This window comes from Thalassotalea ponticola, from assembly GCF_041379045.1.
Taxonomy (GTDB): domain Bacteria; phylum Pseudomonadota; class Gammaproteobacteria; order Enterobacterales; family Alteromonadaceae; genus Thalassotalea_A; species Thalassotalea_A ponticola.
The window spans coordinates 356,912-380,516 of record NZ_CP166871.1 but is presented as its reverse complement, the minus strand read 5'-3'; the positions used below and the strand labels follow the sequence as shown (position 1 = coordinate 380,516).

Below are 23,605 nucleotides of genomic sequence, written 5' to 3'. Positions count from 1 at the left end.
TCAAATCGATGACAAACAAAGCGAAAACACAGCAAAGCAACACACTAGAATCCCCCTTGGTGTTCGCCCGAGATGAGCACAATGTGTCGCGTAATGAGCTCAGCGAGAACGCGTTAAAAGTGCTATATCGACTCAACAAAGGCGGCTATGATGCCTATCTTGTTGGTGGTGGCGTGCGCGATATTTTATTGGGTGAACACCCAAAAGACTTTGATATCGTCACCAACGCAACGCCAGAGCAAATTAAAAAGCTATTTCGCAATTGTCGCCTTATTGGACGCCGTTTTCGCCTTGCCCATATCGTCTTTGGTCGCGATATCATTGAAGTCGCAACATTTAGAGGCCATCACGACGAACAAAGCAGCGACAACCAAAAACAGTCTAAGCAATCAGCGCATGGCATGTTGTTACGGGACAATATCTACGGCACCATAGACGAAGATGCTGAGCGTCGAGATTTCACCATTAATGCCTTGTATTACAACATCGCCGACTTTAAAGTTTACGACTTTGCCAACGGTGTAGCCGATATTAAAAATCGGGTGATCCGATTGATTGGCGATGCCGAGACTCGCTATCGCGAAGATCCCGTGCGCATGCTAAGAGCGATTAGATTTGCCACCAAATTGGATATGCAAATTGAGCCGTCAACGCGCGAACCGATTAAGCGATTAGCGCCGCTAATGGCCCATATTCCACCCGCGCGAATGTTTGAAGAGTACATGAAACTATTTTTGGGTGGCAAGGCTGAACAAAACTTCGACATGCTTGCCGAATACCAATTACTTGAGTATTTTTTCCCGCATATCGCCAGTGATATGAAAGCCGATGACAACAGCGCCTCGGTGCAATTTGTTCGCAAGGTGTTGCGCAACACAGATCTGCGTATTAACCAAGGAAAACGCGTTACCCCAGCATTCTTACTTGCCGCGATGTTGTGGCACCGCATTGAAAGCCAACTTAATACGCTGACTGAACAACAGCAGATGCCGTTTCAAGACGCCTTTTTTACCGCTATGAACGAAGTGATGGCTGAGCAGCAACGCTGTATTGCTATTCCTAAACGTTTTCAATTACCGATGAAAGACATTTGGTTCTTACAGCACAAACTACCGCATAGAGAAGCGAAAAAAGCGTTTAAAACATTAGAGCACCCTCGTTTTCGCGCCGGTTATGACTTCTTGTTAATTCGCTCTGAGGTTGAACAGGGTGACCTTGTTGAGCTGGCTAACTGGTGGACCCACTTTCAACACGCCTCAGCCGATACCAAACAGCAGATGTTAAAGAGCTTTAAACCCACTCGCTCGCGTCGACGTCGCAGCCCACGCAAGCGCAAAAAGGTCGCCGAATAATGAGTATTGACGTTTTCATCGGTTTGGGTAGTAACCTCGAGCAACCCGACACGCAAATAGAGCGCGCCTTACAAGCCATGGGCAAAATTAAAGACAGCAATCTCATTAAAGTGTCGTCGTTGTACAGCAGTAAACCGATGGGGCCACAAGATCAGCCCGATTACATGAACGCCGTTGCCCTATTGAGCACCACATTAGCTGCAGAAGCGCTACTAGACCAATTACAACACATCGAACACGCGTTTGGTCGAGTGAGAAAAGATCAGCGCTGGGGCGCCCGTGTACTCGACTTAGACATTTTATTATATGGCCAACACGTGATAAATACCGAGCGCTTAACCGTACCACATTACGGCATGAAGCAAAGAGAGTTCGTTATCTATCCGTTGGTTGAAATAATGCCTGAACTGCAATTACCCGACGGGACTGCAGCGCTAGAACTGCAACAAAACCTCAACAAAAACGGTTTGTTTGTGGTTAAGCAATTGCACATTTAATTTGAATGTGTCAAGGTTAGCAACCTTATTTTTACAACCCATATACATGATATTGCGAATAGTATTATGAGTAGAATTACTGTAAGTACCCTGCAAAAAATGAAGCAGGAAGGGCAAAAAATATCCACCATCACTGCCTATGACGCCAGCTTTAGTCACTTGTTTGATCAAGCTGGAATTCATGCGATGTTGATCGGTGATTCACTCGGAATGGTCTTACAAGGCCAAGCGGATACCTTACCCGTTACGGTTGATGATATTTGTTATCACACCAAGTGTGTTCGCGCTGGTGCCGATAAAGCATTGATCCTCGCCGATTTGCCGTTTATGAGTTACGCAACCCCTGAACAAACGTATGACAACGCAGCTAAGCTAATGCGCGCAGGCGCGAACATGGTGAAGCTTGAAGGTGGAGCGTGGCTTGTTGACACCATCAAGGGCCTTGTCGAGCGCAGCGTCCCAGTATGCGGTCATTTAGGTTTAACCCCACAATCAGTAAATGTATTTGGCGGGTTCAAAGTCCAAGGGCGCGACAATGATAAAGCACGCCAAATGATTGACGATGCTAAACAGTTAGAGGCGGCTGGAATTCAACTACTGGTACTTGAATGTATCCCTGTCGAGTTGGCAAAAGCAATTACCGAGGCACTAACCATTCCGGTTATCGGCATTGGCGCAGGTAACGTGACTGACGGACAGATTTTAGTGATGCATGACGCCTTCGGTATTTCAGTTGGTAAAATCCCTAAGTTCTCACGCAACTTTTTACAAGATACAGGCGATATTCGCGCAGCCGTTGCCCTGTATAAGTCTGAGGTTGAGTCAGGAAATTTCCCTGGTCCCGAGCACACCTTTAACTAGGAGCAAAGTACAATGCAAACGGTAAGTCAGATTGCACAACTGCGCACAATCGTTCGTCAATGGCGTCAACAAGGTTTAACGGTTGGTTTTGTACCGACGATGGGCAACCTACATCAAGGCCATATTTCTTTGGTGAATGAAGCACATAAACACGCCGATAAAGTTGTTGCCAGTATTTTTGTCAATCCGATGCAATTTGGCGCTAACGAAGATATTGATAACTACCCACGTACTTTAGCCGATGACCAACAAAAGTTGGTTGATGCCAATTGTGATTTACTATTTACACCGACACCTGAGATTATTTACCCCAAGGGGTTAGACAATCAAACCTATGTTGAAGTCCCAGATGTATCAGCCGGTTACTGTGGCGAATCACGACCCGGTCATTTTCGCGGTGTCGCAACTGTGGTCTGCAAGTTATTCAACCTAGTACAACCAGATGTCGCGTGTTTTGGATTAAAAGACTATCAGCAGGTACAGGTCATCCAAACCATGGTAGAAGACTTATCGATACCGATTGATATTATTCCTGTGGCGACGATGCGAGAGGCGTCGGGCTTGGCGATGAGCTCGCGCAACAATTACTTAACCGAGCAACAAAAAGTCACCGCAGCTCAGTTGAGCCAGACTCTTAACTGGCTAGCTGAACAACTCAACAACGGGCAGATAGTCAAAGGTAGCTACGATGCCTTATTAGAGCAAGCTAGTGAAAAAATTAACGCCACGGGTATGAAAACGGATTACATTCATATTGCCAATGCACGGACACTGGCACCGGCAACCCCCGATGACCACAAGCTCGTTATTCTGGCCGCCGCACATTGCGGTAAAGCGCGGTTAATCGACAATTTACAAGTTGAGTTGAACGGAGCCAATTAGCACGGCCTGTTAACTGTGTTTCATCGACTAATAAAAAAGGAGGTTATAACCTCCTTTTTTATTAGGTTTGACCCGTCCTAGGCGTTAATCGACTGCAGCAACGATTGGATATGCTGCAAGCTCGTGGCGGCTATTTGTTTTTGTTCGTCAAGGATATCTTGTAAGATCTCTTTACTGGTAAGTGGGTTAGCAAGTACGACGCGGAACACGAGGGTTTTGCGACCGTTGTACTTGTCGACTTCAATACGAGTACGAGACACAAACGATTTGCCATTTTCTCGCTGCGACTTTTGAATAAATTTAGTTAATTTATCGAGCAGCTTATTAATTTGCAGTGACTGCTGTTGATCGGCAGTAGCTAAAAACGTTTGCACTGCCTGTGGCACATAACGATAGGTCAATAAGCACAGCTCGGGCTCACTGATCAACTCAAAGTCTCTGTCTTGCTCGATCAGAGTAGCAAAGTATTTTGCTTTTTCGATACTTTGATTAATAAGCAGTTCATAGCCTGGACGCGAGATAATGTGCAAGCTTGCATAGACCATCATCGCCATACCTGGACGCGAGCCTTCCAACGTGTGTGAACCTAAATCTTTTGAACCACGGCGCAATATATACTCGGCGTGATGTTCAATTGAAGCGACACTCGCCGGGTTTTTAAACACCACCAATCCAGCCCCCATTGGCACATACATTTGTTTATGTGCGTCAATGGTCACCGAGTCTGCTAACTCGATACCGGATAACAAATGACGGTATTTATTCGATAGCAAGGTGGCCCCGCCCCAAGCGGCATCAACGTGGAAGTGACAGCCAAAGCGTTTGGCGATAGCCGCCATATCGACTAATGGGTCAACGTTGCCGGTTTCAGTTGTCCCTGCAACACCCACGATAGACATCACCTTGATATTGTCTTTTTCAAGTTGCTGACAGGTTTGTTCAAGTGCCTCAATATCAATTCGATTGTGACTATCTGTGGTAATTGAGATGACGGATTCACGCCCAATACCAAGAATATCCGCCGCTTTTTTTAGCGAGTAATGGCCGCGTTCAGATACTAAAATGGCCACGCCTTGATAGCCGTAGTGTTGCAACGCTTTGTGCAAGCCTTGTTGAGCGACGCCTTTAAAGTCGCCATCCGCTTTGAGCAGATTATTACGCGCTACCCATAACGCGGTAATATTAGCGACAGTCCCCCCAGAACAAAACGCTCCCAGTGAGTGATCTGCACTGTGCATAAATTCGTGATAGAAACTATCACCTTGGTTGTAAACCAATCGGTGCATCATACCAAGCACTTGGCGCTCTAACGGAGTAAATGCCTTTGAAGTTTCTATTTTGACTAGGTTTTGATTTAAGCCCGTCATCAGTTTCGACAAGGGCAGCAAAAAGTATGGCAAAGCCGATGTCATGTGACCGATAAAACTCGGCGCCGATGTATGCACCGACTGCGAAATTAATTTATCGAGTAAGTGATGGGTGTGGTCTGACACGTACTGAGGTTGCTCTGGAATATGCGATTGAGCGAAATCCTTCTCAATCTCAGACAGCGGCTTTTCGGTAGCAACAATGGATTTTGCTAAAAAGCCGTTTAAATTCTGTGAAATCTCCGCCTCAATGCGGCCGAGAGTCGAATCCGGCGCTTCAGGAATGGTGAAAATTTGATGTAATGTTTCAAGCGTCGCTTCAGCTGCTCGTTTATTTGTTGTCATAACCGTTTTGCAGCAACTGTGTGCCGCTGTTCAATTGTTTACTTTTTTATATCGCGGACTTTAATAAAAATCGACTCAAATGTCTGTATATTTTGCGAAAAAAAGTATCATTAAAATTATTTTGAAAGCGATATTATAAATATTCGCCAACAAAAAACCAAAATCAAAAACTACAACATCTACAGTTACTACTCAGGCTTACCGCAGCGCCTTAGGGACGCAGGATGGCAGATGGTAAAACTCGCCTGGCCCACTATGATCGCAGCGATATGGTGAGCTGGTAACACGTTTGTCCGCTTGCTTGATACTTTGCTTCAAACGGCGTGATTGGTTGCTCATCGTTTACCTCGGTTATTTTACCTTGATAACCAGCAATTTGTGCGGCATGCAAAAACTCTTCTAAATACAAGCGCCAATTGCTTCTAAGGTGCAAGGTTTTACCAACTTTGACAATATAACCGAACACGGCACTACCGTGCCAACGACGTTGCACATGTTTCGCCTTTGGCCACGGATTCGGGTAGAGAATGTAGTGTTGCTCAACCGGCCAATTGGCTTCTACCACAAGGCGATAAAAGTCATTTAAATCAGCTCTGACAAGGACATAATTATCCGCTTGCCATACATCGTCGACATTGCGTGAAATTCGATTATCGGATTTATCAACGCCGACCACCAGAGCATCGGGGTAACGCGACGCCAAAATACGACTGCTTTGACCAACGCCACAGCACGCATCGAGAATAATTGGCCCCTGGTGCCGTTGCACCAGTTCATTTACTTGGTCAAAGGCCGAACGGGTATGTTCGGCAATTGGCTTTTTAAATTCATGCGTGAGGTGTTTATTAACAATCTCAGTTAAGTTGTCATGAATACCCGGTTGGTTGGTGATAATTTGTTTTGAATCGCCAAACGACATTAGCTACGCAATCCTATGCCTTTGTTAATAAGGTACATGGCAATTGAGTATAGCACGACAACAAAAATGCAGATCACTGAGAATGCCATGGTTAAGCTAACGTCACTGGTCCCTAAAAAGCCGTAACGAAATGCATTTACCATATATACGATAGGATTGATCTTAGAAACGCCCTGCCAAAACTCCGGCAACAGCGAAATCGAATAAAACACCCCACCCAAGTACGTTAATGGCGTTAATACGAACGTTGGGATAATAGAAATATCATCAAAACTACCCGCAAACACGGCATTGATCAGACCGCCTAGGGCAAATACCGCAGAGGTTAATACCACGGTAATCATTACCACGGCAATATTGTGAATTTGTAAATCAACAAACAGCATGGCAATGCAAGACACTATCAGGCCAACCAATATGCCACGGCACATTCCACCGCCAACATAGCCAGCAACAATAACCCAGTTTGGTACCGGTGCGACCAACATCTCTTCGACATTGCGTTGCCATTTCGCACTAAAAAACGATGAGGCTACGTTTGAGTATGAGTTGGTAATTACCGCCATCATGATCAAACCCGGAACGATAAATGACATGTAGTCAAAACCGCCCATCTGACCTATGCGCGAACCAATCAACGAGCCAAAGATGACAAAATACAGACTGATAGTAATCGCAGGGGGTACCAAAGTTTGCACCCAAATACGAGTAAAACGATGAATTTCTTTGTGTAAGATACTGCTCAAGGCAATACGGTTTTGTGTACTTATCATTATTCAGCCTCTGCTTGTTGATCAGCTTTATTAGCAACCAGTCTGACGAACAGCTCTTCTAAACGGTTGGTTTTGTTGCGCATGCTCTTCACTGCAACACCTTGTGCGCTAAGTTGGTCAAACACCGAGTTAATCGGCTGTGACTTATCGACATCAACCTCGATAGTGTGCTCATCAATGTAGCGCAATTGATAGCCTTGCAGCGTAGGGGGCTCACTCATCGCTTGTGTGTCAAAGACAAAGGTTTCAACGTGCAATTTTGCCAATAAGTTTTTCATCGACGTATGCTCTACAATGCGACCTTTGTCGATAATCGCGATATTGCGACACAGCATTTCCGCTTCTTCTAGGTAATGAGTGGTTAGGATAATGGTGATACCTTGCGCATTGAGCTGACGCAAGTAGTCCCACATATGGCGGCGCAACTCAATATCAACTCCAGCAGTCGGTTCATCGAGAATGAGCACTTTAGGTTCGTGCATTAACGCTCTTGCAATCATTAATCGACGCTTCATGCCGCCCGATAAATTTCGCGATGGTTGATCTTTTTTATCCCACAGTTCTAACTGCTTTAAATATTTTTCTGCGCGTATGGTCGCCTCTTTGCGAGGTACGCCGTAGTAACCAGCTTGGTTGACCAATATTTTCATCGGTGCTTCAAACTGGTTAAAGTTAAACTCTTGTGGTACTAAGCCAAGAAAGCTCTTGGCCAGATCGAGTTCATTATCAATATTATGACCAAATACCTCGACTTGACCTTCGGTTTTGTTAACCAGTGAGGTCACTACGCCAATCGTGGTTGACTTACCGGCACCATTGGGGCCTAACAAAGCGAAAAAATCGCCCTCATCAACTTGTAGATCAAGCCCTTTTACGGCGACAAACCCGCCTTTATAAACCTTTCTTAAACCGGCAATTTTTAATGCAGGAGTCATAATACATTCCTCTTTCCCAATTACACGATAAATGTGGGCGTTATTAAATTATTCAACTCTAGGGCGTGTTTATATTTGTTTAATACAAACACGCCCTAGCCATTTTTTTATTGATGTTTATCACTAAAAATCACGTATACTGACCGGTATTATGAACATTCAAAAATCCGCCATAAAAGACGCTATTATTGCTCAATTACAGCAGCAACTAAACGATGCTTTACTCTCTGCCAATAATGCCAGGCTAGCCGCCATCGACGAGCAAAGCGTCGCCGAAACTCAATATGATACATTGGGTATTGAAGCGTCTTACTTGGCGCATGGACAGAGTGAGCGAGCCGCGCAATTAATGCAGCAAATTAATGCGTACTCAGCCCTCGAGTTGCGGCAGTTTGACCTTGACGATGCGATAGCAATGAGTGCTTTGGTCAGTGTCGGTTTAGCCAATGACAAAACTAACTGCCAACACTACTTCATCGGTCCACATGCCGGTGGCATAAAAGTAACAATACGAGGTAAATTGATCACCGTGATCACCCCAAAAGCGCCCCTTGGCAAGCACCTAATCGGCTTATATCTAGAGGATCGCGTTGACTGGCCTGAACAAACCGAACACCATCGCATCATTACCGACATCTGCTAACTGTCCGGCCTGATAACAACACGTTATGCACCACCGTCTAAGGTAGCGCGTCGTCAGCCCATGTTGCTATTGTAACAGCGCCTTTAATTGCTGCATATCAACCGCTTTATCGTCGACTTTGACATAGGCTACCGCATCGCTATAAACAATGCTCGATTCGATAACACCCGGCAGTTTGGCTAGGCTATCGGCCATTTGCTTGGCGTGAGACTCGTCACTTAAGTTAACGTGAAAGCTTAAACTTTTTGACTTCGCAACAGGTTTCATACCCAAAGCGAGAATCAACCACAGCATCGATAACCCCGCTGCCAGTAAAAATACGTGTTCACGCCCCCACATCGCGGTGATCATTCCACCCAGTGCACCACCCAAAAAAGCCCCTAAAAACTGACAACTAGAGAATATTCCCATCGCCGAGCCTTTTTGACCTGCGGGCGCGATGCGTGATAAGTTTGCGGGCATCGTTGCTTCTAAATAGTTAAAAGCGATAAAAAATAACACCACAAGTAGCACCAACAACCACAACTGCTGCTGATTTTGCCACAGCGTAAATTGCGTGACTATCATCAAAGCAATAGCACCACAAAACGCTAGTTTTTCTTTATTGTGCTTAATCGCCAAAATCATCACCGGTACCATTAACACAAACGAGACCAGTAACGCAGGCAAGTATAATTGCCAATGCTTTGCCGCGGCAAAGCCAACTTCTGTAAGCATTACCGGTAAAACGACAAACATTGCGGTCAGTGCCATGTGCAAAATAAGTACTCCGGCATTAAGACGCAGCAGTTGGCTGTCTTTAAGCATGTCGATAAGTGCGGTTGGTGCGGCGACTAAGTCGCCTTTAGGAGCGCTAGTAACCGCATTAGGGACCACAAAAAACACCAGTAAAACGCCCAGTACAGCAAACACGGCCGTTACATAAAAAATACCGGCTAAACCATAGTCATCGGCAATCAACGGCCCTAATACCATGGCTACGGCAAATGACAAACCAATAAACATACCTATCGTTGCCATTACTTTAGGGCGCTGTTCTTCGCGGGACAAGTCGGCTGCTAAGGCCAAGGTAGCACTGGCAATAGCGCCCATTCCCTGTAGTGCTCGACCAAACACCACACCGTAAACCGAATCAGACCAAGCAGCCACTAAACTACCGAGGAAAAAGACCAACAAACCACTGATAATAACGGGCTTACGACCAAATTTATCGGACAGTATACCCATGGGAATTTGCAGTAACGCCTGAGTGAAACCGTATGCTCCAATCGCCAGACCGAGCCATACAGGGCTATAACCTTGCAGTTGAACACCATAAATAGCGAATACGGGTAAAATCATGAATAAGCCAATCATGCGCATGCCGAACACCATGGCCAACGACAGCGAGGCTTTTTTCTCAATACTATTTAAAGCGTTTGTACTCATTGATTATTGTTTGTCATATAACGAAATTAGATAGGCAAATTTTAGCACGAACTAACAACCAAGATAAACGCTTATAGTGCACTCTGCTAGTTACTCATGTGTGCGCCAAGCGCTTGACGTTGTGAGTCACTGAGGGCTTGGGGCTGATTGCTTTGATAGTCAAAATGAACCATTACCGCACTGCCCTGTGCACATAAATTATCACCCTGGTACAAGGCGTGTTTTACCGTAAACGAACTATTGCCGATGCGATCAATTGAGGTTTGAATTTCTACGTCTTGGCCGTAGTAAATTTGGGCGAGAAAAGTAACTTCTATTTTCGCCACGATTAATGGCCAACGCGTTAAATCGAGCTGCGGGTTAAATAGTTTAAAAATTGGTGTGCGTGCATTTTCAAACCAAATGGGTAAGCGGCTGTTGTTGATATGGCCGAGAGCATCGGTGTCGCTAAATGCGGGACTGAGTGAATAATGAAACATATAAATACTTTGAATTTTAATTAAAACCACGTAACCTTATCGACAATTTATTCTTTTGAACAGCGATACGCAATAAAAACAATGACAGATTTTATCGAAGTTTATGACAACGTCTTATCGGCAGATTTTTGCCAAGACTTTATCAAGCAGTTTAACTCGAGTCCGCATAAAGTATCTGGCCGTACTGGTGGTGGCGTTGATACCAGTAAAAAAATAAGTGAAGATATTTACCTTAATGAACATCGCGAATTCCACCCCGCATTACGGCAAATTTTCGACGCCACAAGCAACGCACTCGCAGACTATGTGAGTAAGTATTACTTTAGCCTTATCAGTGGCATAAGCATTACCTTAAAGCATCCAAAAACCGGTCAACCAACACTGCTAACCGCTGAGAACTTTGACGAAGTTGGTCGTCCCAATGCGCTACATTTACTGCGCTATCTGTATCGCATCGCGCCAATTAATGCGCAAAAATATCAACAGGGTGTTGGCAATTACAATTATTGGCATTCAGAGATTTACCCGCAGCCTAATGGCAACGCACCACTGCATCGGGTATTGCTGTTTTTAATTTATCTAAACGACATTGAAGAAGGTGGAGAAACCGAGTTTTTCTATCAACAAAAAGCGATTAAACCGAAAGCGGGCAGCATTGTTATCGCACCGTGCGGGTTTACCCACACCCACCGAGGTAACGTGCCACTATCAAATGATAAATACGTTCTTACCTCTTGGCTAATGTTCAATCCCGCAGAGCAAATTTATACGGGCTAACAATACTAGCGGATAAAAAAATAAAGCCAACATCGTTGGCTTTATTTTTACTGCGCGTTATAAAAAGCGCTTGAGAAGTCTATCGAGCTTCGTCAACTTCAAGCGACGCAATAGTTCTTTCGGCTTGTCGGGGTAATCAGCCATCGCTTCGATATCATCAACACTGTTAACGCGCGTGGTTTTTGCCAATATCGTATCCCGCTCTTTGTGCCACTGCGTCAAAAGTTGCTGCTTTTTATCACTTAGCAATAAACCGTTCTCTAGATCTAACGCCCACGCCCTTGGGTTGAGGTTGCTACCTGTTATTAAGTGATAACAATCGTCGGCAACTACCCCTTTCAGGTGATAGCTGTTGTCAGCGTCCTTCCACAAGTGAATATTTAACTGACCGTTGTCAATAAAGCGACTGTGGCGTTTAATAAAATTGCGCAACAGCGTCTCGTAGATATAGGGAACAATGCCAATCGTTGAAAAGTTTTTACTATCCGCGATATAGAAATCATTAGCAGTTTTGTCGCCCACCACGATGGTGACGCGCACACCGTTGTTCAACGCTTTTTGCAAATCAGCACTAAGTTGCTTTGGAAAATTAAAATACGGGGTAAATACGAACAGCTCTCGTTCGGCAACGCGAAATACTTTGCGGACTACTGCGTTTAGCTTATTTGAACGCACGCCTAAGCCAACAAGCGGCATAACACTTAAGTTGGTATCTGTTTGCGTTCGCCCACGAACCGTGTAGCGACTCTTGCGCAAATTTGCCTTGAGTCGTTTAACCATATCCTTGAGTGCCGTCTTGCCGGGCACCTCAGGTACGTTTAACTTGGGTGCCAAGCCACTGCTAACAAAGTACTTATTCAAATAGTGAACGAAACTATCCGCAAGATCGCCGTTGTGAAACAAGTGATATCTATCACAGCGGTACTTGTCGTTATAGTGAAGATATACGTTATTGATACTGGCACCAGTAAACAATAATGTGTCATCAATAATATAACCTTTTAAATGCAGAACACCCAGAAACTCACGACGCTTTACCGGTACCCCATACACATTAATATCGTGCTCGTATTGCGCTGACATATCCAAGTACAATTGGCGATTGCCCAGTGACTTTGCTTCGCCAATTAAACCGCGCTGGGCGCGATGAAAATCGACGAATACATTCACCTCAAGCTCTGGTCTCGCCTGTTTCGCTTGGTATATTAACTGTAATATCTCACGCCCAGCCTCGTCGTCTTGTAAATATAAGGCGGTAATATATATTCGTTTTTTAGCATTGCTAATTAGCGTTTTCAGACGTTGCTGATATTCGCTCGGAGAATACAAAAATTCAACCTGTTCGGCCTCGAGCGGAATCGTGTCTTTAACGGATAGCACTTTGTTACGGGTAAATATCATTCAAACAATACACTGTTAATTTGTACCTGATTATAAACGTATTTAAGACGAATTAAATAGCTAAGCTAGGCTATTTTAAAACTGATTGCGGTTTTATATAGCACTGCAGTTAAAATAACAGCATGCTAACTAGGGCGCTAAAGCGACCAAAATACATGAATAAGACACTTCGAAACGAGTAGAAATACATGAATAAGACACTTCGAAACGAGTAGAGGTCCCAGCCAAAAACATGCTGGGATGACGTACACGGATGTACTAATGCCGCGGGTGCATGGATGCGCAGGATCGGCGACGGCGATACCTTTCTAGAAACGACTCAACGTCATCCTGGAATCGCGCAGCGATGTCCGGGACCTCCTTGAGCGCGCAGAGGCTTAAAAAAATTTAATCTACACAAAGCAAAAAAGGCTGCACAATGTGCAGCCTTTCTTTTAATTGGAAGCCTGGCGATGACCTACTCTCACATGGGAACTCCCACACTACCATCGGCGCTACTTCGTTTCACTTCTGAGTTCGGCATGGGTTCAGGTGGTTCCAAAGTGCTATTGTCGCCAGACAAAAAACTTTTATACATGGATGTATTTATGTCGCGATGCCATGGATGGCTTGGAGCGACGTCTCCACGTATTTAATAATCTGGAAAGCGATATTTACTCAATTCTTAATCATGCGTGATGATTATCAGACCATACACACCAGAGTAAAACCTCTTGGGTGTTGTATGGTTAAGCCTCACGGGCAATTAGTATCAGTTAGCTCAACATCTCACAACGCTTACACACCTGACCTATCAACGTCGTAGTCTCCGACGACCCTTTAGGGGACTCAAAGTCCCAGTGAGAACTCATCTCAAAGCCTGCTTCCCGCTTAGATGCTTTCAGCGGTTATCAGTTCCGAACATAGCTACCCGGCAATGCCACTGGCGTGACAACCGGAACACCAGAGGTTCGTCCACTCCGGTCCTCTCGTACTAGGAGCAGCCCTCTTCAATTCTCAAACGCCCACGGCAGATAGGGACCGAACTGTCTCACGACGTTCTAAACCCAGCTCGCGTACCACTTTAAATGGCGAACAGCCATACCCTTGGGACCGACTTCAGCCCCAGGATGTGATGAGCCGACATCGAGGTGCCAAACACCGCCGTCGATATGAACTCTTGGGCGGTATCAGCCTGTTATCCCCGGAGTACCTTTTATCCGTTGAGCGATGGCCCTTCCATACAGAACCACCGGATCACTATGACCTACTTTCGTACCTGCTCGACGTGTCTGTCTCGCAGTTAAGCTGGCTTATGCCATTGCACTAACCGTACGATGTCCGACCGTACTTAGCCAACCTTCGTGCTCCTCCGTTACACTTTGGGAGGAGACCGCCCCAGTCAAACTACCCACCAGACAGTGTCCCCATCCCAGATTATGGGACCAGGTTAGAACATCACGCATACAAGGGTGGTATTTCAAGGATGGCTCCACGAATACTGGCGTACTCGCTTCAAAGCCTCCCACCTATCCTACACATGTAGGAGCAATGTTCACTGTCAAGCTATAGTAAAGGTTCACGGGGTCTTTCCGTCTAGCCGCGGGTATACGGCATCTTAACCGCAAATTCAATTTCACTGAGTCTCGGGTGGAGACAGTGTGGCCATGATTACGCCATTCGTGCAGGTCGGAACTTACCCGACAAGGAATTTCGCTACCTTAGGACCGTTATAGTTACGGCCGCCGTTTACCGGGGCTTCGATCATGAGCTTCGCTTGCGCTAACCCAATCAATTAACCTTCCGGCACCGGGCAGGCGTCACACCGTATACGTCATCTTACGATTTAGCACAGTGCTGTGTTTTTAATAAACAGTTCCAGCCACCTGGTTACTTCGACTGGCCTCAGCTTAGGGAGCAAGTCCCATCACCAGAGCCAGCGTACCTTCTCCCGAAGTTACGGTACTATTTTGCCTAGTTCCTTCACCCGAGTTCTCTCAAGCGCCTTAGTATTCTCTACCTAACCACCTGTGTCGGTTTGGGGTACGGTTCCTTATAATCTGATGCTTAGAAGCTTTTCCTGGAAGTATGGCATCAACAACTTCAACTCCGTAGAGTCTCGTCTCGTATCTCAGCCTTAAGGAAATCCGGATTTACCTAAATCTCCAGCCTACATACTTTCACATGGACAACCAACGCCATGCTTGCCTAGCCTGCTCCGTCCCTCCTTCGCAATTATAAGAAGTACAGAAATATTAATCTGTTTCCCATCGACTACACCTTTCGGTCTCGCCTTAGGGGCCGACTTACCCTGCCCTGATTAACATGGGACAGGAAACCTTGGTCTTTCGGCGTGGGGGTTTTTCACCCCCATTATCGTTACTCATGTCAGCATTCGCACTTCTGATACCTCCAGCATGCTTTACAACACACCTTCAACGGCTTACAGAACGCTCCCCTACCACTTAATCCTAAGATTAAATCCGCAGCTTCGGTGCTATGTTTAGCCCCGTTACATCTTCCGCGCAGACCGACTCGACTAGTGAGCTATTACGCTTTCTTTAAAGGATGGCTGCTTCTAAGCCAACCTCCTAGCTGTCTGGGCCTTTCCACATCGTTTCCCACTTAACATAGACTTTGGGACCTTAGCTGGCGGTCTGGGTTGTTTCCCTTTCCACGACGGACGTTAGCACCCGCCGTGTGTCTCCCGGATATCACTCACTGGTATTCGGAGTTTGCAAAGGGTTGGTAAGTCGGGATGACCCCCTAGCCTTAACAGTGCTCTACCCCCAGTGGTGTTCGTCCGAGGCTCTACCTAAATAGATTTCGGGGAGAACCAGCTATCTCCCGGCTTGATTAGCCTTTCACTCCGACCCACAAGTCATCACCGCATTTTTCAACATACGTGTGTTCGGTCCTCCAGTTGATGTTACTCAACCTTCAACCTGCCCATGGGTAGATCGCCGGGTTTCGGGTCTATGCCCTGCAACTAAACGCGCAGTTAACACTCGCTTTCGCTACGGCTCCCCTAATCGGTTAACCTTGCTACAGAACATAAGTCGCTGACCCATTATACAAAAGGTACGCAGTCACCCGAAGGCTTCCACTGCTTGTACGTATGCGGTTTCAGGTTCTATTTCACTCCCCTCACAGGGGTTCTTTTCGCCTTTCCCTCACGGTACTGGTTCACTATCGGTCAGTTAGGAGTATTTAGCCTTGGAGGATGGTCCCCCCATATTCAGACAGAATTTCACGTGTTCCGTCCTACTCGATTTCACGGCAAGGTCATTTTCGTGTACGGGACTATCACCCTGTATCGTCAAGCTTTCCAGCTTATTCCACTAATTCACAAACCGCTTAAGGGCTAATTCCCGTTCGCTCGCCGCTACTAAGGAAATCTCGGTTGATTTCTTTTCCTCGGGGTACTTAGATGTTTCAGTTCTCCCGGTTCGCCTCGTTAAGCTATGTATTCACTTAACGATACCCGCCTTATGACGGGTGGGTTTCCCCATTCGGAAATCTGTGCCTATAACGCCTTTTATCGGCTCAACACAGCTTATCGCAGATTAACACGTCCTTCATCGCCTCTAACTGCCAAGGCATCCACCACATACGCTTAGTCACTTAACCATACAACCCCAAAAAGTTTCGCTTGGTCTTTGGTGTTTATACTGCCTTGTCTTCGTTAATTGTTTGGTCATTACCAAAAGGTAACTCCCAGCACAATAAACTCGACGGCGTTGTCTAAACCTCAAACCCCTACGCGAAATCGCGTATTTGGATAACCCAGTGACAAAGCTGGGTTCAAATGTATGTCTGACATTTTCACGCATTCATTAAGAATGTCTTGAGTAAGTAATAACCTTTCGATTATTACCAAATGAAAACACAAGGAATATGTTTTCAAGTTTTGGTATTTATATCTAATGCAACACCGTGCGACACGTTGTTGCCAATATAAACACCGGGTTTAATATCAGCTTTCCAAATTGTTAAAGAGCATCATGCAATTGCATGCGAATGTTATCATTCAATTTGTGTGAACACTCAAAAGACAGTGTTTTACTTAAGGTAAGGAGGTGATCCAACCCCAGGTTCCCCTAGGGTTACCTTGTTACGACTTCACCCCAGTCATGAATCACAAAGTGGTAACCGTCCTCCCGAAGGTTAAACTAGCTACTTCTTTTGCAACCCACTCCCATGGTGTGACGGGCGGTGTGTACAAGGCCCGGGAACGTATTCACCGCGGCATTCTGATCCACGATTACTAGCGATTCCGACTTCATGGAGTCGAGTTGCAGACTCCAATCCGGACTACGACGGACTTTATGGGATTCGCTCCACCTCGCGGTCTCGCTGCCCTTTGTATCCGCCATTGTAGCACGTGTGTAGCCCATCCCGTAAGGGCCATGATGACTTGACGTCGTCCCCACCTTCCTCCGGTTTATCACCGGCAGTCTCCTTAGAGTTCCCGCCCAAAGCGCTGGCAAATAAGGATAGGGGTTGCGCTCGTTGCGGGACTTAACCCAACATTTCACAACACGAGCTGACGACAGCCATGCAGCACCTGTCTCAGAGTTCCCGAAGGCACCAAACTATCTCTAGTAAGTTCTCTGGATGTCAAGGGATGGTAAGGTTCTTCGCGTTGCATCGAATTAAACCACATGCTCCACCGCTTGTGCGGGCCCCCGTCAATTCATTTGAGTTTTAACCTTGCGGCCGTACTCCCCAGGCGGTCAACTTAGCGCGTTAGCTACGCTACCCACGAATCAAGTTCACAGACAGCTAGTTGACATCGTTTACGGCGTGGACTACCAGGGTATCTAATCCTGTTTGCTCCCCACGCTTTCGTGTCTCAGCGTCAGTATTTGTCCAGGTGGCCGCCTTCGCCACTGATGTTCCTTCCAATCTCTACGCATTTCACCGCTACACTGGAAATTCCACCACCCTCTACAATACTCTAGACAGCCAGTTCGAAATGCAGTTCCAAGGTTGAGCCCTGGGCTTTCACATCTCGCTTAACAATCCGCCTACACACGCTTTACGCCCAGTAATTCCGATTAACGCTCGCACCCTCCGTATTACCGCGGCTGCTGGCACGGAGTTAGCCGGTGCTTCTTCTGCGAGTAACGTCACAGCTAGCAGGTATTAACTACTAACCTTTCCTCCTCGCTGAAAGTGCTTTACAACCCGAAGGCCTTCTTCACACACGCGGCATGGCTGCATCAGGGTTTCCCCCATTGTGCAATATTCCCCACTGCTGCCTCCCGTAGGAGTCTGGGCCGTGTCTCAGTCCCAGTGTGGCTGATCATCCTCTCAAACCAGCTAGAGATCGTCGCCATGGTAGGCCATTACCCCACCATCTAGCTAATCTCACTTGGGCTAATCTAAAGGCGAAAGGTCCGAAGAGCCCCTCCTTTGGTCCGTAGACATTATGCGGTATTAGCAGTCGTTTCCAACTGTTGTCCCCCACCTTAAGGCATATTCCCAAGCATTACTCACCCGTCCGCCGCTCGACGCCTTCTAGTAAACTAGAATCGTTTCCGCTCGACTTGCATGTGTTAAGCCTGCCGCCAGCGTTCAATCTGAGCCATGATCAAACTCTTCAATTAAAAATTTAATCTACTCAATGAATTCTGTTGCATTTGACATATGTCGTTTGCATGAACCTCATTAAGATTTTGAATAGTGGTAAAACTACATATCTTATGAATGCTCACACAAATTGCATGATAACTATTTGTTAAAGAACCGATTCTTAATGAATCGAAGCCAATCAATCGCACTCGTTGTTGGCGTTGCTTTTCGTTGAAAGCGGATGCGCATTCTACGCATCTGAGTTTTGATGTCAACCGCTTTTTGAAAGTTTTTTCAAAAACATTTTCAAGCGTTTTGTTGACCGTTAAGCTCGATGTTCTCTGACTTAACTTATCAAAACCGACCTTATCTCAATTTGATTCGGTCTAGTAGGTATTTCCTACTGTTTACCCCGTTGGCCTGTGCCGTTGAAGTGGATGCGCATTTTAGGGATTTTTGCGAAGGGGTCAACTGTTTTTTGCTAAAAAACTGAAAAAAAGGCCCGTTCGAGCAATTAATGTACAGATAATACTTTGTTGACTTATAATACAACCTGAAAGCAACAAAACGCCCACAAAAATGCAACATTTCCATACTCTAAGGTGGATTGTTTACCGACAACAAAAGTCGATATTCGCTTTTGTTGTCGATAGGGTCTGCTGAACTTTTTGCCGTAGCTATGATTACAGGACGATATGGCTATATCGGTTTTGATGATAAGCGCGGTCACCAAGAATCGCCTGCGCAACGCGAATCCGCTTCAGTAATAAACCAATATCTAATTCATCAGTAACACCAATGCCGCCGTGTAATTGCACCGCTTCAGATGTCACCTTATCAGCCATAACCGACACTTTATACATCGCCAAGCTAACGGCTTTAGCGACCTTGTCAGCGTCTATTTGACCTGCTTTGCCTTCATCGAGTGATTGGGCTGCATGTAAAACACAGCTCCGCGCCAATTCAAGTTCGGTAAACATCCATGCCGCTCGGTGCTGCAGCGCTTGGAATGAACCAATAGGGGCATCAAATTGAACGCGAGTTTTTAGATAGTCTATGGTCATGTCGAATAAGTTCTGACAACTACCGAGAATTTCAGCGGCAATACAACATCGCCCTATATCGAGCGTTTGTTGCAATTGCAATATATCGAAATCTTCCCCACTTATTTTCGCACTATCGGGTAATTCAATACCATCAAAAATCAACTGTGCATAATTTCGGCTGTCGATTAAATTAAGTTTTGTTACCGTTAAGCCCAAGGTATCAGCAGGAACATAAAACACAGCGAAGTCATTATCATTGTCACAGTGTTTAGCGACAATAAGGTAGGCATCGGCGTCGATACCATCGATTACCATGGTTTTGTGTCCAGACAACTGGTAGCCATTGGCCGTTTTTACATAGTCACTTGCAATGCGCTCTGGTGCGTGCAGACGCCCTTCATCAAACGCTAGAGCGAGTCGCAACTGTCCGTCAATAATACTCGGTAGATAATGTTCTTTGTGTGCATCAAGTGCGCAACGCTCAATGGTACAGCCCGCCAAGATTACTGAGCTGAGCATGGGTGCTGCACACAAATTAACGCCAATTTGCTCAAAAATCGCGGTTAACCCTTTGCAACTGTAGTCTAACCCACCGTATTGTTCGGCAAATGGCATCGCAGGCCAGCCCATATTGATCATTTCACCCCAAGTATCAGCTGAAAAACCCAAACTGACATGCTCATCTCTAAGGGCACGTTGCGCCGAAATGGGACTTAAGTCTTGAATAAATTCCTCTGCAGAATCGGCTAACATACGCTCTTCTTCATTGTAAACTAGCATGCTTATTTACCTCCTTGCTTACTATCGGGAAGCTCCAATACCCGTTTAGCAATAACGTTGAGCTGAATTTCAGAGGAACCTCCAGCGATAGTTTGGGTAAAGCTGTTTAACCAGCCTTTGGTCATCAATAGTTCGTTATCAGAAAACGGCGAACCGCTTTCACCGAGCGCGTTAAAGCCATATAGATCCAACAGCAGTTCAAACTTCACTTTCTCTTGCTCGGTATGCACCAATTTCATTATCGACATCAATCCTGGGTTGTGTTGACGGGCAATCATTTCGTCTTTCATCCGCTGTGAAGTCAAATGAAATGCTTCCTCTTCCATCATACAAGCCACTGCCTGTTGTACTAAGGCGTTGTCTTTACCCACTTGAGCATCGTCCATATACTGATTAATGGCCGGTGCTAATGGGAAGTGCGTCGGTAAGGTAAACTCACCAAATTTAGACATCGCCATACGCTCGTGCTGCAACAACTGCTTGGCTAATGTCCAACCGTTGTTTTGTTCACCTATCAAATGATCTTTGGGCACTTTAACGTTGTCAAAGAACACTTCACAAAACGCCGATTTACCGGCGATCAAATCGATAGGACGAACCGTTATCCCCTCGCTGTTCATATCGAGTACTAGCAAACTTATGCCAGCGTGCTTAGACGCCGATTTGTCGGTGCGAAAAACGCCGTACATCATATCCGACTTATCGCCGTACGACGTCCATATTTTGCTACCATTAACAAGGTAGTGATCACCCATATCCTCGGCAGTCGTGCGAATATTAGCTAAATCAGAGCCGGCATTTGGTTCGCTAAACCCCTGACACCAGCGCACCTTACCTTGTGCCATTGGCGTTAAAAATCGCTGTTTTTGTTGTTCGCTGCCGTGTTCTAAGAGCACAGGACCGAGCATCCATATACCGAGGTTAATTTGCGGCGGACGACAGCCTAACCGGCGCATCTCATTTTCCAGCACTTTAACCTGTTCAGCGCTTAGACCACCGCCGCCGTATTCTTTTGGCCAAGCAGGACAGAACCAACCTTTGTCACGCATCGCTTCAAACCAGCGCTGTTGATCTTCATTGACAAACTCAATGTGACTGCCACCCCACACTAATTCTCCGTCAGGAATAGGTGTTCTCATCGAAGGAGGACAGTGTTGCTCTAACCAAGCACGGGTTTGTTGTTGAAATGTTTCAATACTCATAGTCAATTCCTTAACGTGTGCGCGGTAATTTCATACCGAGCTGAGCAATCAGCTCCCGTTGAATTTCATTGGTACCACCACCAAACGTAACGGTCACAGAGGCGCGAACTTCATATTCAAGTTCGCCCAGTAAAAATGCTGCGGCGGAGCCTTGCTGCACTAACGAGTTGGCACCAACGATATCAATTAACCGACGTAAGATTTCGATCGCAGATTCAGAGCCATAAACCTTAGTCGTCGAGGCCAGTCCTACATCCATGTGACCTCGTTCTAAGTCGGCAGCAATGCGAAAGTTAATTAATCGCATCGCTTCTAAACGCGCATAACACTCTGCCAACGATGAGCGTACCCAGGCTTTATCGATAGCTCGGTTACCGTACTCATCTTCGCTCTTTGCCCACAGTAATACCCGCTTATACAAACCGACCACTTTATCCGACCAAGAACCTAGGCCTAGTCGCTCGTGATTGAGTTGCGCGGTAATAAGCTTCCAGCCGCCGTGTAACTCACCCACCAACATGTCTTTAGGCACATGCACGTTATCGTAATAGGTCGCCGTTGTACTATTTGAACAGGTCGGGATCATAGTATGAGAAAAACCATCGGCCTTGGTATCAACAATCATTATCGATATACCTTTATGGCGCGCTTGATCCATGTCAGTGCGAGCCGCTAGCCAAATGTAGTCCGCTTCGTTAGCGCCTGAGGTCCACAGTTTATTGCCATTGACAATAAATTGGTCACCATCGAGCTTGGCGTGGGTTTTTAAGGTTGCTAAATCCGAACCGGCACCCGGCTCTGAATAACCGATAGCAAAGTGAATTTCGCCTTGGGCAATACCGGGCAAAAACATTTGTTTTTGCTTTTCACTGCCAAAGCTCATCAGCGATGGCCCTACGGTGCTGATGGTCACAAATGGCAAAGGTGCTCCAGCAATATTGGCTTCTTCAAAGAAGATCAATTGTTCGGTGGCCGTATATCCCTGGCCGCCGTGTTCTTTTGGCCAGCCAACGGCTAACCAGCCATCTTTGCCCATTTGACGAATCACCTTGCGAAAGGTATCGCCACCCTCACTACCACGCAGTGATAAACGCAACTCTGGCGTCATCAGTTCGGTGAAATAATCGCGAATTTTTATCCGCAGTTGCTTTTGTTCTGGTGTTAAATCAACAAACATTTATTCACCCTCACTATCACTTAAAATCAATCCGCTGGTTGGTACGCCCGTGCCTGCGGTTACGAGTACATTTTCAACATTGGCCACTTGGTTTACCGCGCTATGACGAACCTGACGCACCCCCTCGGCAATACCGTTCATACCGTGTATGTAGGCCTCACCAATTTGGCCGCCATGAGGGTTTATCGGTAACGAGCCATGTCGAGCGTGTTGTTGATCTCGGACAAAGTCTTTGGCCTCACCGCGTTGACAAAAGCCAAACTCCTCGAGTTGAGGTAACACAAATGGGGTAAAATGATCATATAAAATCGCCGTTTGTATATCGGCAGGTGTCAATTGTGACTGTTTGTATAAGGTGTTTGCTACCACGCCCATTTCTGGCAAGCCGGTAATCGAATCGCGATAAAACGAGGTCATTTCTTGTTGACCCGGGGCGATACCTTGTGCCGCACCTCTGATATACACCGGCTTTTGGCGCAAGTCTTTAGCTCGCTCGGCACTGGTAATCACCATAGCTACAGCGCCATCAGATTCTTGACAACAATCTAATAAACGCAGGGGCTCACAAATCCATCGGCTTTGTTGATGCTCTTCCAAAGTAATTGGCTTTTGATAAAAAAATGCATCTGGGTTAGTGGCCGCAAAATCGCGTGCGGCAACCGAAATATGACCAAAGTCTTGTGTGGTCGCACCGTATTCATGCATGTATCGCTGGGCAAACATACCTATCCACGCGGCAGGCGTGTGAAAACCATGTGGCATGTACCAGCCATAGCTCACGTTTTGCACAATTGGCGTGTCGTTAAAACCATAATTGCCACTGCCAAAGCGATACCAAGAGCGCTCATTCATCGCGCGATAAACAACCACGGTTTTAGCTGCACCGGTCATAATTGCCATCGCGGCATGCATCAAGGGTGCACAAGCTGCACCACCGCCGTGTGGTACCTGCGAGAAAAAGTTTACCTCTTTGCAGCCCAATAAACGGGCAATTTCGTATTCGGGAACCTTATCAACCGAGTAGCTGGCAAAGCCATCAACTTCACTCGGGTCAATGCCCGCGTCGTCTAATGCAGCAAGGGTCGCCTCTAAAGCTAAGCGCAACTCGGTACGGCCTGAGTTTTTTGAGAATTCGGTTTGACCAATACCTACTACGGCTGTTTTTCCTCCAATCGTATCACCCAT

The 23,605-nt window shown here is 46.2% G+C and carries 17 protein-coding genes and 3 rRNA genes; 6 read left to right on the top strand and 14 right to left on the bottom strand.

Features of this window, described 5'->3' with window-relative positions; genetic code table 11:
* Window positions 1-8: 8 nt before the first annotated feature.
* The 4 genes from pcnB to panC all read left to right on the top strand — a co-directional run bounded on the left by pcnB (window position 9) and on the right by panC (window position 3,592).
* Complete coding sequence (gene pcnB / locus ACAY30_RS01735) at window positions 9-1,352, top strand: polynucleotide adenylyltransferase PcnB (protein ID WP_290252318.1); 1,344 nt, start codon at window positions 9-11, stop codon at window positions 1,350-1,352.
* Complete coding sequence (folK, locus tag ACAY30_RS01730; protein WP_290252317.1) at window positions 1,352-1,849, top strand: 2-amino-4-hydroxy-6-hydroxymethyldihydropteridine diphosphokinase; 498 nt, start codon at window positions 1,352-1,354, stop codon at window positions 1,847-1,849. The genes pcnB and folK overlap by 1 nt, the downstream gene beginning before the upstream one ends.
* 66 nt (window positions 1,850-1,915) lie before the next feature.
* Window positions 1,916-2,710: a 3-methyl-2-oxobutanoate hydroxymethyltransferase gene (gene panB / locus ACAY30_RS01725; RefSeq protein ID WP_290252316.1), complete on the top strand. Its 795-nt coding sequence runs from the start codon at window positions 1,916-1,918 to the stop codon at window positions 2,708-2,710.
* Between the two features lie 12 nt (window positions 2,711-2,722).
* Window positions 2,723-3,592 carry a pantoate--beta-alanine ligase gene (panC, locus tag ACAY30_RS01720; RefSeq protein WP_290252315.1) on the top strand — a complete coding sequence of 290 codons (870 nt, stop codon included), beginning with the start codon at window positions 2,723-2,725 and terminating at the stop codon, window positions 3,590-3,592.
* 77 nt (window positions 3,593-3,669) lie between these two features.
* Here panC and panP read toward each other — a convergent pair whose 3' ends face one another.
* The 4 genes from panP to ACAY30_RS01700 form a co-directional block, all read right to left on the bottom strand.
* Window positions 3,670-5,304, bottom strand: a complete 1,635-nt coding sequence (gene panP, locus ACAY30_RS01715) for a pyridoxal-dependent aspartate 1-decarboxylase PanP (protein ID WP_290252314.1) — start codon at window positions 5,302-5,304, stop codon at window positions 3,670-3,672.
* 253 nt (window positions 5,305-5,557) lie between these two features.
* Window positions 5,558-6,223, bottom strand: coding sequence for a tRNA (guanosine(46)-N(7))-methyltransferase TrmB (locus tag ACAY30_RS01710; RefSeq protein WP_290252313.1), 666 nt, complete (start codon window positions 6,221-6,223; stop codon window positions 5,558-5,560).
* Window positions 6,223-6,996: an ABC transporter permease gene (locus tag ACAY30_RS01705; RefSeq protein WP_290252312.1), complete on the bottom strand. Its 774-nt coding sequence runs from the start codon at window positions 6,994-6,996 to the stop codon at window positions 6,223-6,225. The genes ACAY30_RS01710 and ACAY30_RS01705 overlap by 1 nt, the downstream gene beginning before the upstream one ends.
* Complete coding sequence (locus ACAY30_RS01700; protein WP_290252311.1) at window positions 6,996-7,931, bottom strand: ABC transporter ATP-binding protein; 936 nt, start codon at window positions 7,929-7,931, stop codon at window positions 6,996-6,998. Before ACAY30_RS01700 ends, ACAY30_RS01705 begins: the two co-directional genes overlap by 1 nt.
* A 151-nt stretch (window positions 7,932-8,082) precedes the next feature.
* On the opposite strand from ACAY30_RS01700, the gene ACAY30_RS01695 reads away from it, so the two are divergent.
* A complete protein-coding gene (locus tag ACAY30_RS01695) occupies window positions 8,083-8,574 on the top strand; it encodes a hypothetical protein (RefSeq protein WP_290252310.1) in 492 nt (163 codons plus the stop codon).
* A 66-nt stretch (window positions 8,575-8,640) separates the two neighbouring features.
* Here the strand turns inward: ACAY30_RS01695 and ACAY30_RS01690 are convergent, their stop codons facing one another.
* Both ACAY30_RS01690 and ACAY30_RS01685 read right to left on the bottom strand, forming a co-directional pair.
* On the bottom strand, window positions 8,641-10,002 hold the full coding sequence (locus ACAY30_RS01690; RefSeq protein ID WP_290252309.1) for an MFS transporter: 1,362 nt from the start codon (window positions 10,000-10,002) through the stop codon (window positions 8,641-8,643).
* Between the two features lie 86 nt (window positions 10,003-10,088).
* Window positions 10,089-10,481: a thioesterase family protein gene (locus tag ACAY30_RS01685; protein WP_290252308.1), complete on the bottom strand. Its 393-nt coding sequence runs from the start codon at window positions 10,479-10,481 to the stop codon at window positions 10,089-10,091.
* An 81-nt stretch (window positions 10,482-10,562) separates the two neighbouring features.
* On the opposite strand from ACAY30_RS01685, the gene ACAY30_RS01680 reads away from it, so the two are divergent.
* Window positions 10,563-11,258 (top strand): 2OG-Fe(II) oxygenase, encoded by a 696-nt coding sequence (locus ACAY30_RS01680; RefSeq protein ID WP_290252307.1) that lies wholly within the window; start codon window positions 10,563-10,565, stop codon window positions 11,256-11,258.
* Between the two features lie 57 nt (window positions 11,259-11,315).
* Here ACAY30_RS01680 and pssA read toward each other — a convergent pair whose 3' ends face one another.
* The 8 genes from pssA to ACAY30_RS01640 form a co-directional block, all read right to left on the bottom strand.
* Window positions 11,316-12,659: a CDP-diacylglycerol--serine O-phosphatidyltransferase gene (gene pssA / locus ACAY30_RS01675; protein WP_290252306.1), complete on the bottom strand. Its 1,344-nt coding sequence runs from the start codon at window positions 12,657-12,659 to the stop codon at window positions 11,316-11,318.
* A 444-nt stretch (window positions 12,660-13,103) separates the two neighbouring features.
* Window positions 13,104-13,218, bottom strand: a 5S ribosomal RNA gene (gene rrf, locus ACAY30_RS01670).
* A gap of 165 nt (window positions 13,219-13,383) precedes the next feature.
* Window positions 13,384-16,268, bottom strand: a 23S ribosomal RNA gene (locus ACAY30_RS01665).
* A 442-nt stretch (window positions 16,269-16,710) separates the two neighbouring features.
* Window positions 16,711-18,250: ribosomal RNA gene (locus ACAY30_RS01660) — 16S ribosomal RNA — on the bottom strand.
* The 16S, 23S and 5S rRNA genes sit together here, the layout of an rRNA operon.
* Before the next feature lie 648 nt (window positions 18,251-18,898).
* Window positions 18,899-20,041 carry an acyl-CoA dehydrogenase family protein gene (locus ACAY30_RS01655; RefSeq protein ID WP_290252304.1) on the bottom strand — a complete coding sequence of 381 codons (1,143 nt, stop codon included), beginning with the start codon at window positions 20,039-20,041 and terminating at the stop codon, window positions 18,899-18,901.
* A 2-nt stretch (window positions 20,042-20,043) separates the two neighbouring features.
* Window positions 20,044-21,243 (bottom strand): acyl-CoA dehydrogenase family protein, encoded by a 1,200-nt coding sequence (locus ACAY30_RS01650; RefSeq protein ID WP_290252303.1) that lies wholly within the window; start codon window positions 21,241-21,243, stop codon window positions 20,044-20,046.
* Between the two features lie 10 nt (window positions 21,244-21,253).
* Complete coding sequence (locus ACAY30_RS01645) at window positions 21,254-22,420, bottom strand: acyl-CoA dehydrogenase family protein (protein ID WP_290252302.1); 1,167 nt, start codon at window positions 22,418-22,420, stop codon at window positions 21,254-21,256.
* Window positions 22,421-23,605, bottom strand: coding sequence for a lipid-transfer protein (locus ACAY30_RS01640; RefSeq protein WP_290252301.1), 1,185 nt, complete (start codon window positions 23,603-23,605; stop codon window positions 22,421-22,423). It lies immediately after the preceding gene.

What these genes read in the sequence shown, in the direction of transcription:
- pcnB (WP_290252318.1), top strand. Translation starts at nt 9, where the DNA reads ATGACAAACAAAGCGAAAACACAGCAAAGCAACACACTAGAATCCCCC.
- folK (WP_290252317.1), top strand. Translation starts at nt 1,352, where the DNA reads ATGAGTATTGACGTTTTCATCGGTTTGGGTAGTAACCTCGAGCAACCC.
- panB (WP_290252316.1), top strand. Translation starts at nt 1,916, where the DNA reads ATGAGTAGAATTACTGTAAGTACCCTGCAAAAAATGAAGCAGGAAGGG.
- panC (WP_290252315.1), top strand. Translation starts at nt 2,723, where the DNA reads ATGCAAACGGTAAGTCAGATTGCACAACTGCGCACAATCGTTCGTCAA.
- panP (WP_290252314.1), bottom strand. Translation starts at nt 5,304, where the DNA reads ATGACAACAAATAAACGAGCAGCTGAAGCGACGCTTGAAACATTACAT.
- ACAY30_RS01710 (WP_290252313.1), bottom strand. Translation starts at nt 6,223, where the DNA reads ATGTCGTTTGGCGATTCAAAACAAATTATCACCAACCAACCGGGTATT.
- ACAY30_RS01705 (WP_290252312.1), bottom strand. Translation starts at nt 6,996, where the DNA reads ATGATAAGTACACAAAACCGTATTGCCTTGAGCAGTATCTTACACAAA.
- ACAY30_RS01700 (WP_290252311.1), bottom strand. Translation starts at nt 7,931, where the DNA reads ATGACTCCTGCATTAAAAATTGCCGGTTTAAGAAAGGTTTATAAAGGC.
- ACAY30_RS01695 (WP_290252310.1), top strand. Translation starts at nt 8,083, where the DNA reads ATGAACATTCAAAAATCCGCCATAAAAGACGCTATTATTGCTCAATTA.
- ACAY30_RS01690 (WP_290252309.1), bottom strand. Translation starts at nt 10,002, where the DNA reads ATGAGTACAAACGCTTTAAATAGTATTGAGAAAAAAGCCTCGCTGTCG.
- ACAY30_RS01685 (WP_290252308.1), bottom strand. Translation starts at nt 10,481, where the DNA reads ATGTTTCATTATTCACTCAGTCCCGCATTTAGCGACACCGATGCTCTC.
- ACAY30_RS01680 (WP_290252307.1), top strand. Translation starts at nt 10,563, where the DNA reads ATGACAGATTTTATCGAAGTTTATGACAACGTCTTATCGGCAGATTTT.
- pssA (WP_290252306.1), bottom strand. Translation starts at nt 12,659, where the DNA reads ATGATATTTACCCGTAACAAAGTGCTATCCGTTAAAGACACGATTCCG.
- ACAY30_RS01655 (WP_290252304.1), bottom strand. Translation starts at nt 20,041, where the DNA reads ATGCTAGTTTACAATGAAGAAGAGCGTATGTTAGCCGATTCTGCAGAG.
- ACAY30_RS01650 (WP_290252303.1), bottom strand. Translation starts at nt 21,243, where the DNA reads ATGAGTATTGAAACATTTCAACAACAAACCCGTGCTTGGTTAGAGCAA.
- ACAY30_RS01645 (WP_290252302.1), bottom strand. Translation starts at nt 22,420, where the DNA reads ATGTTTGTTGATTTAACACCAGAACAAAAGCAACTGCGGATAAAAATT.
- ACAY30_RS01640 (WP_290252301.1), bottom strand. Translation starts at nt 23,605, where the DNA reads ATGGGTGATACGATTGGAGGAAAAACAGCCGTAGTAGGTATTGGTCAA.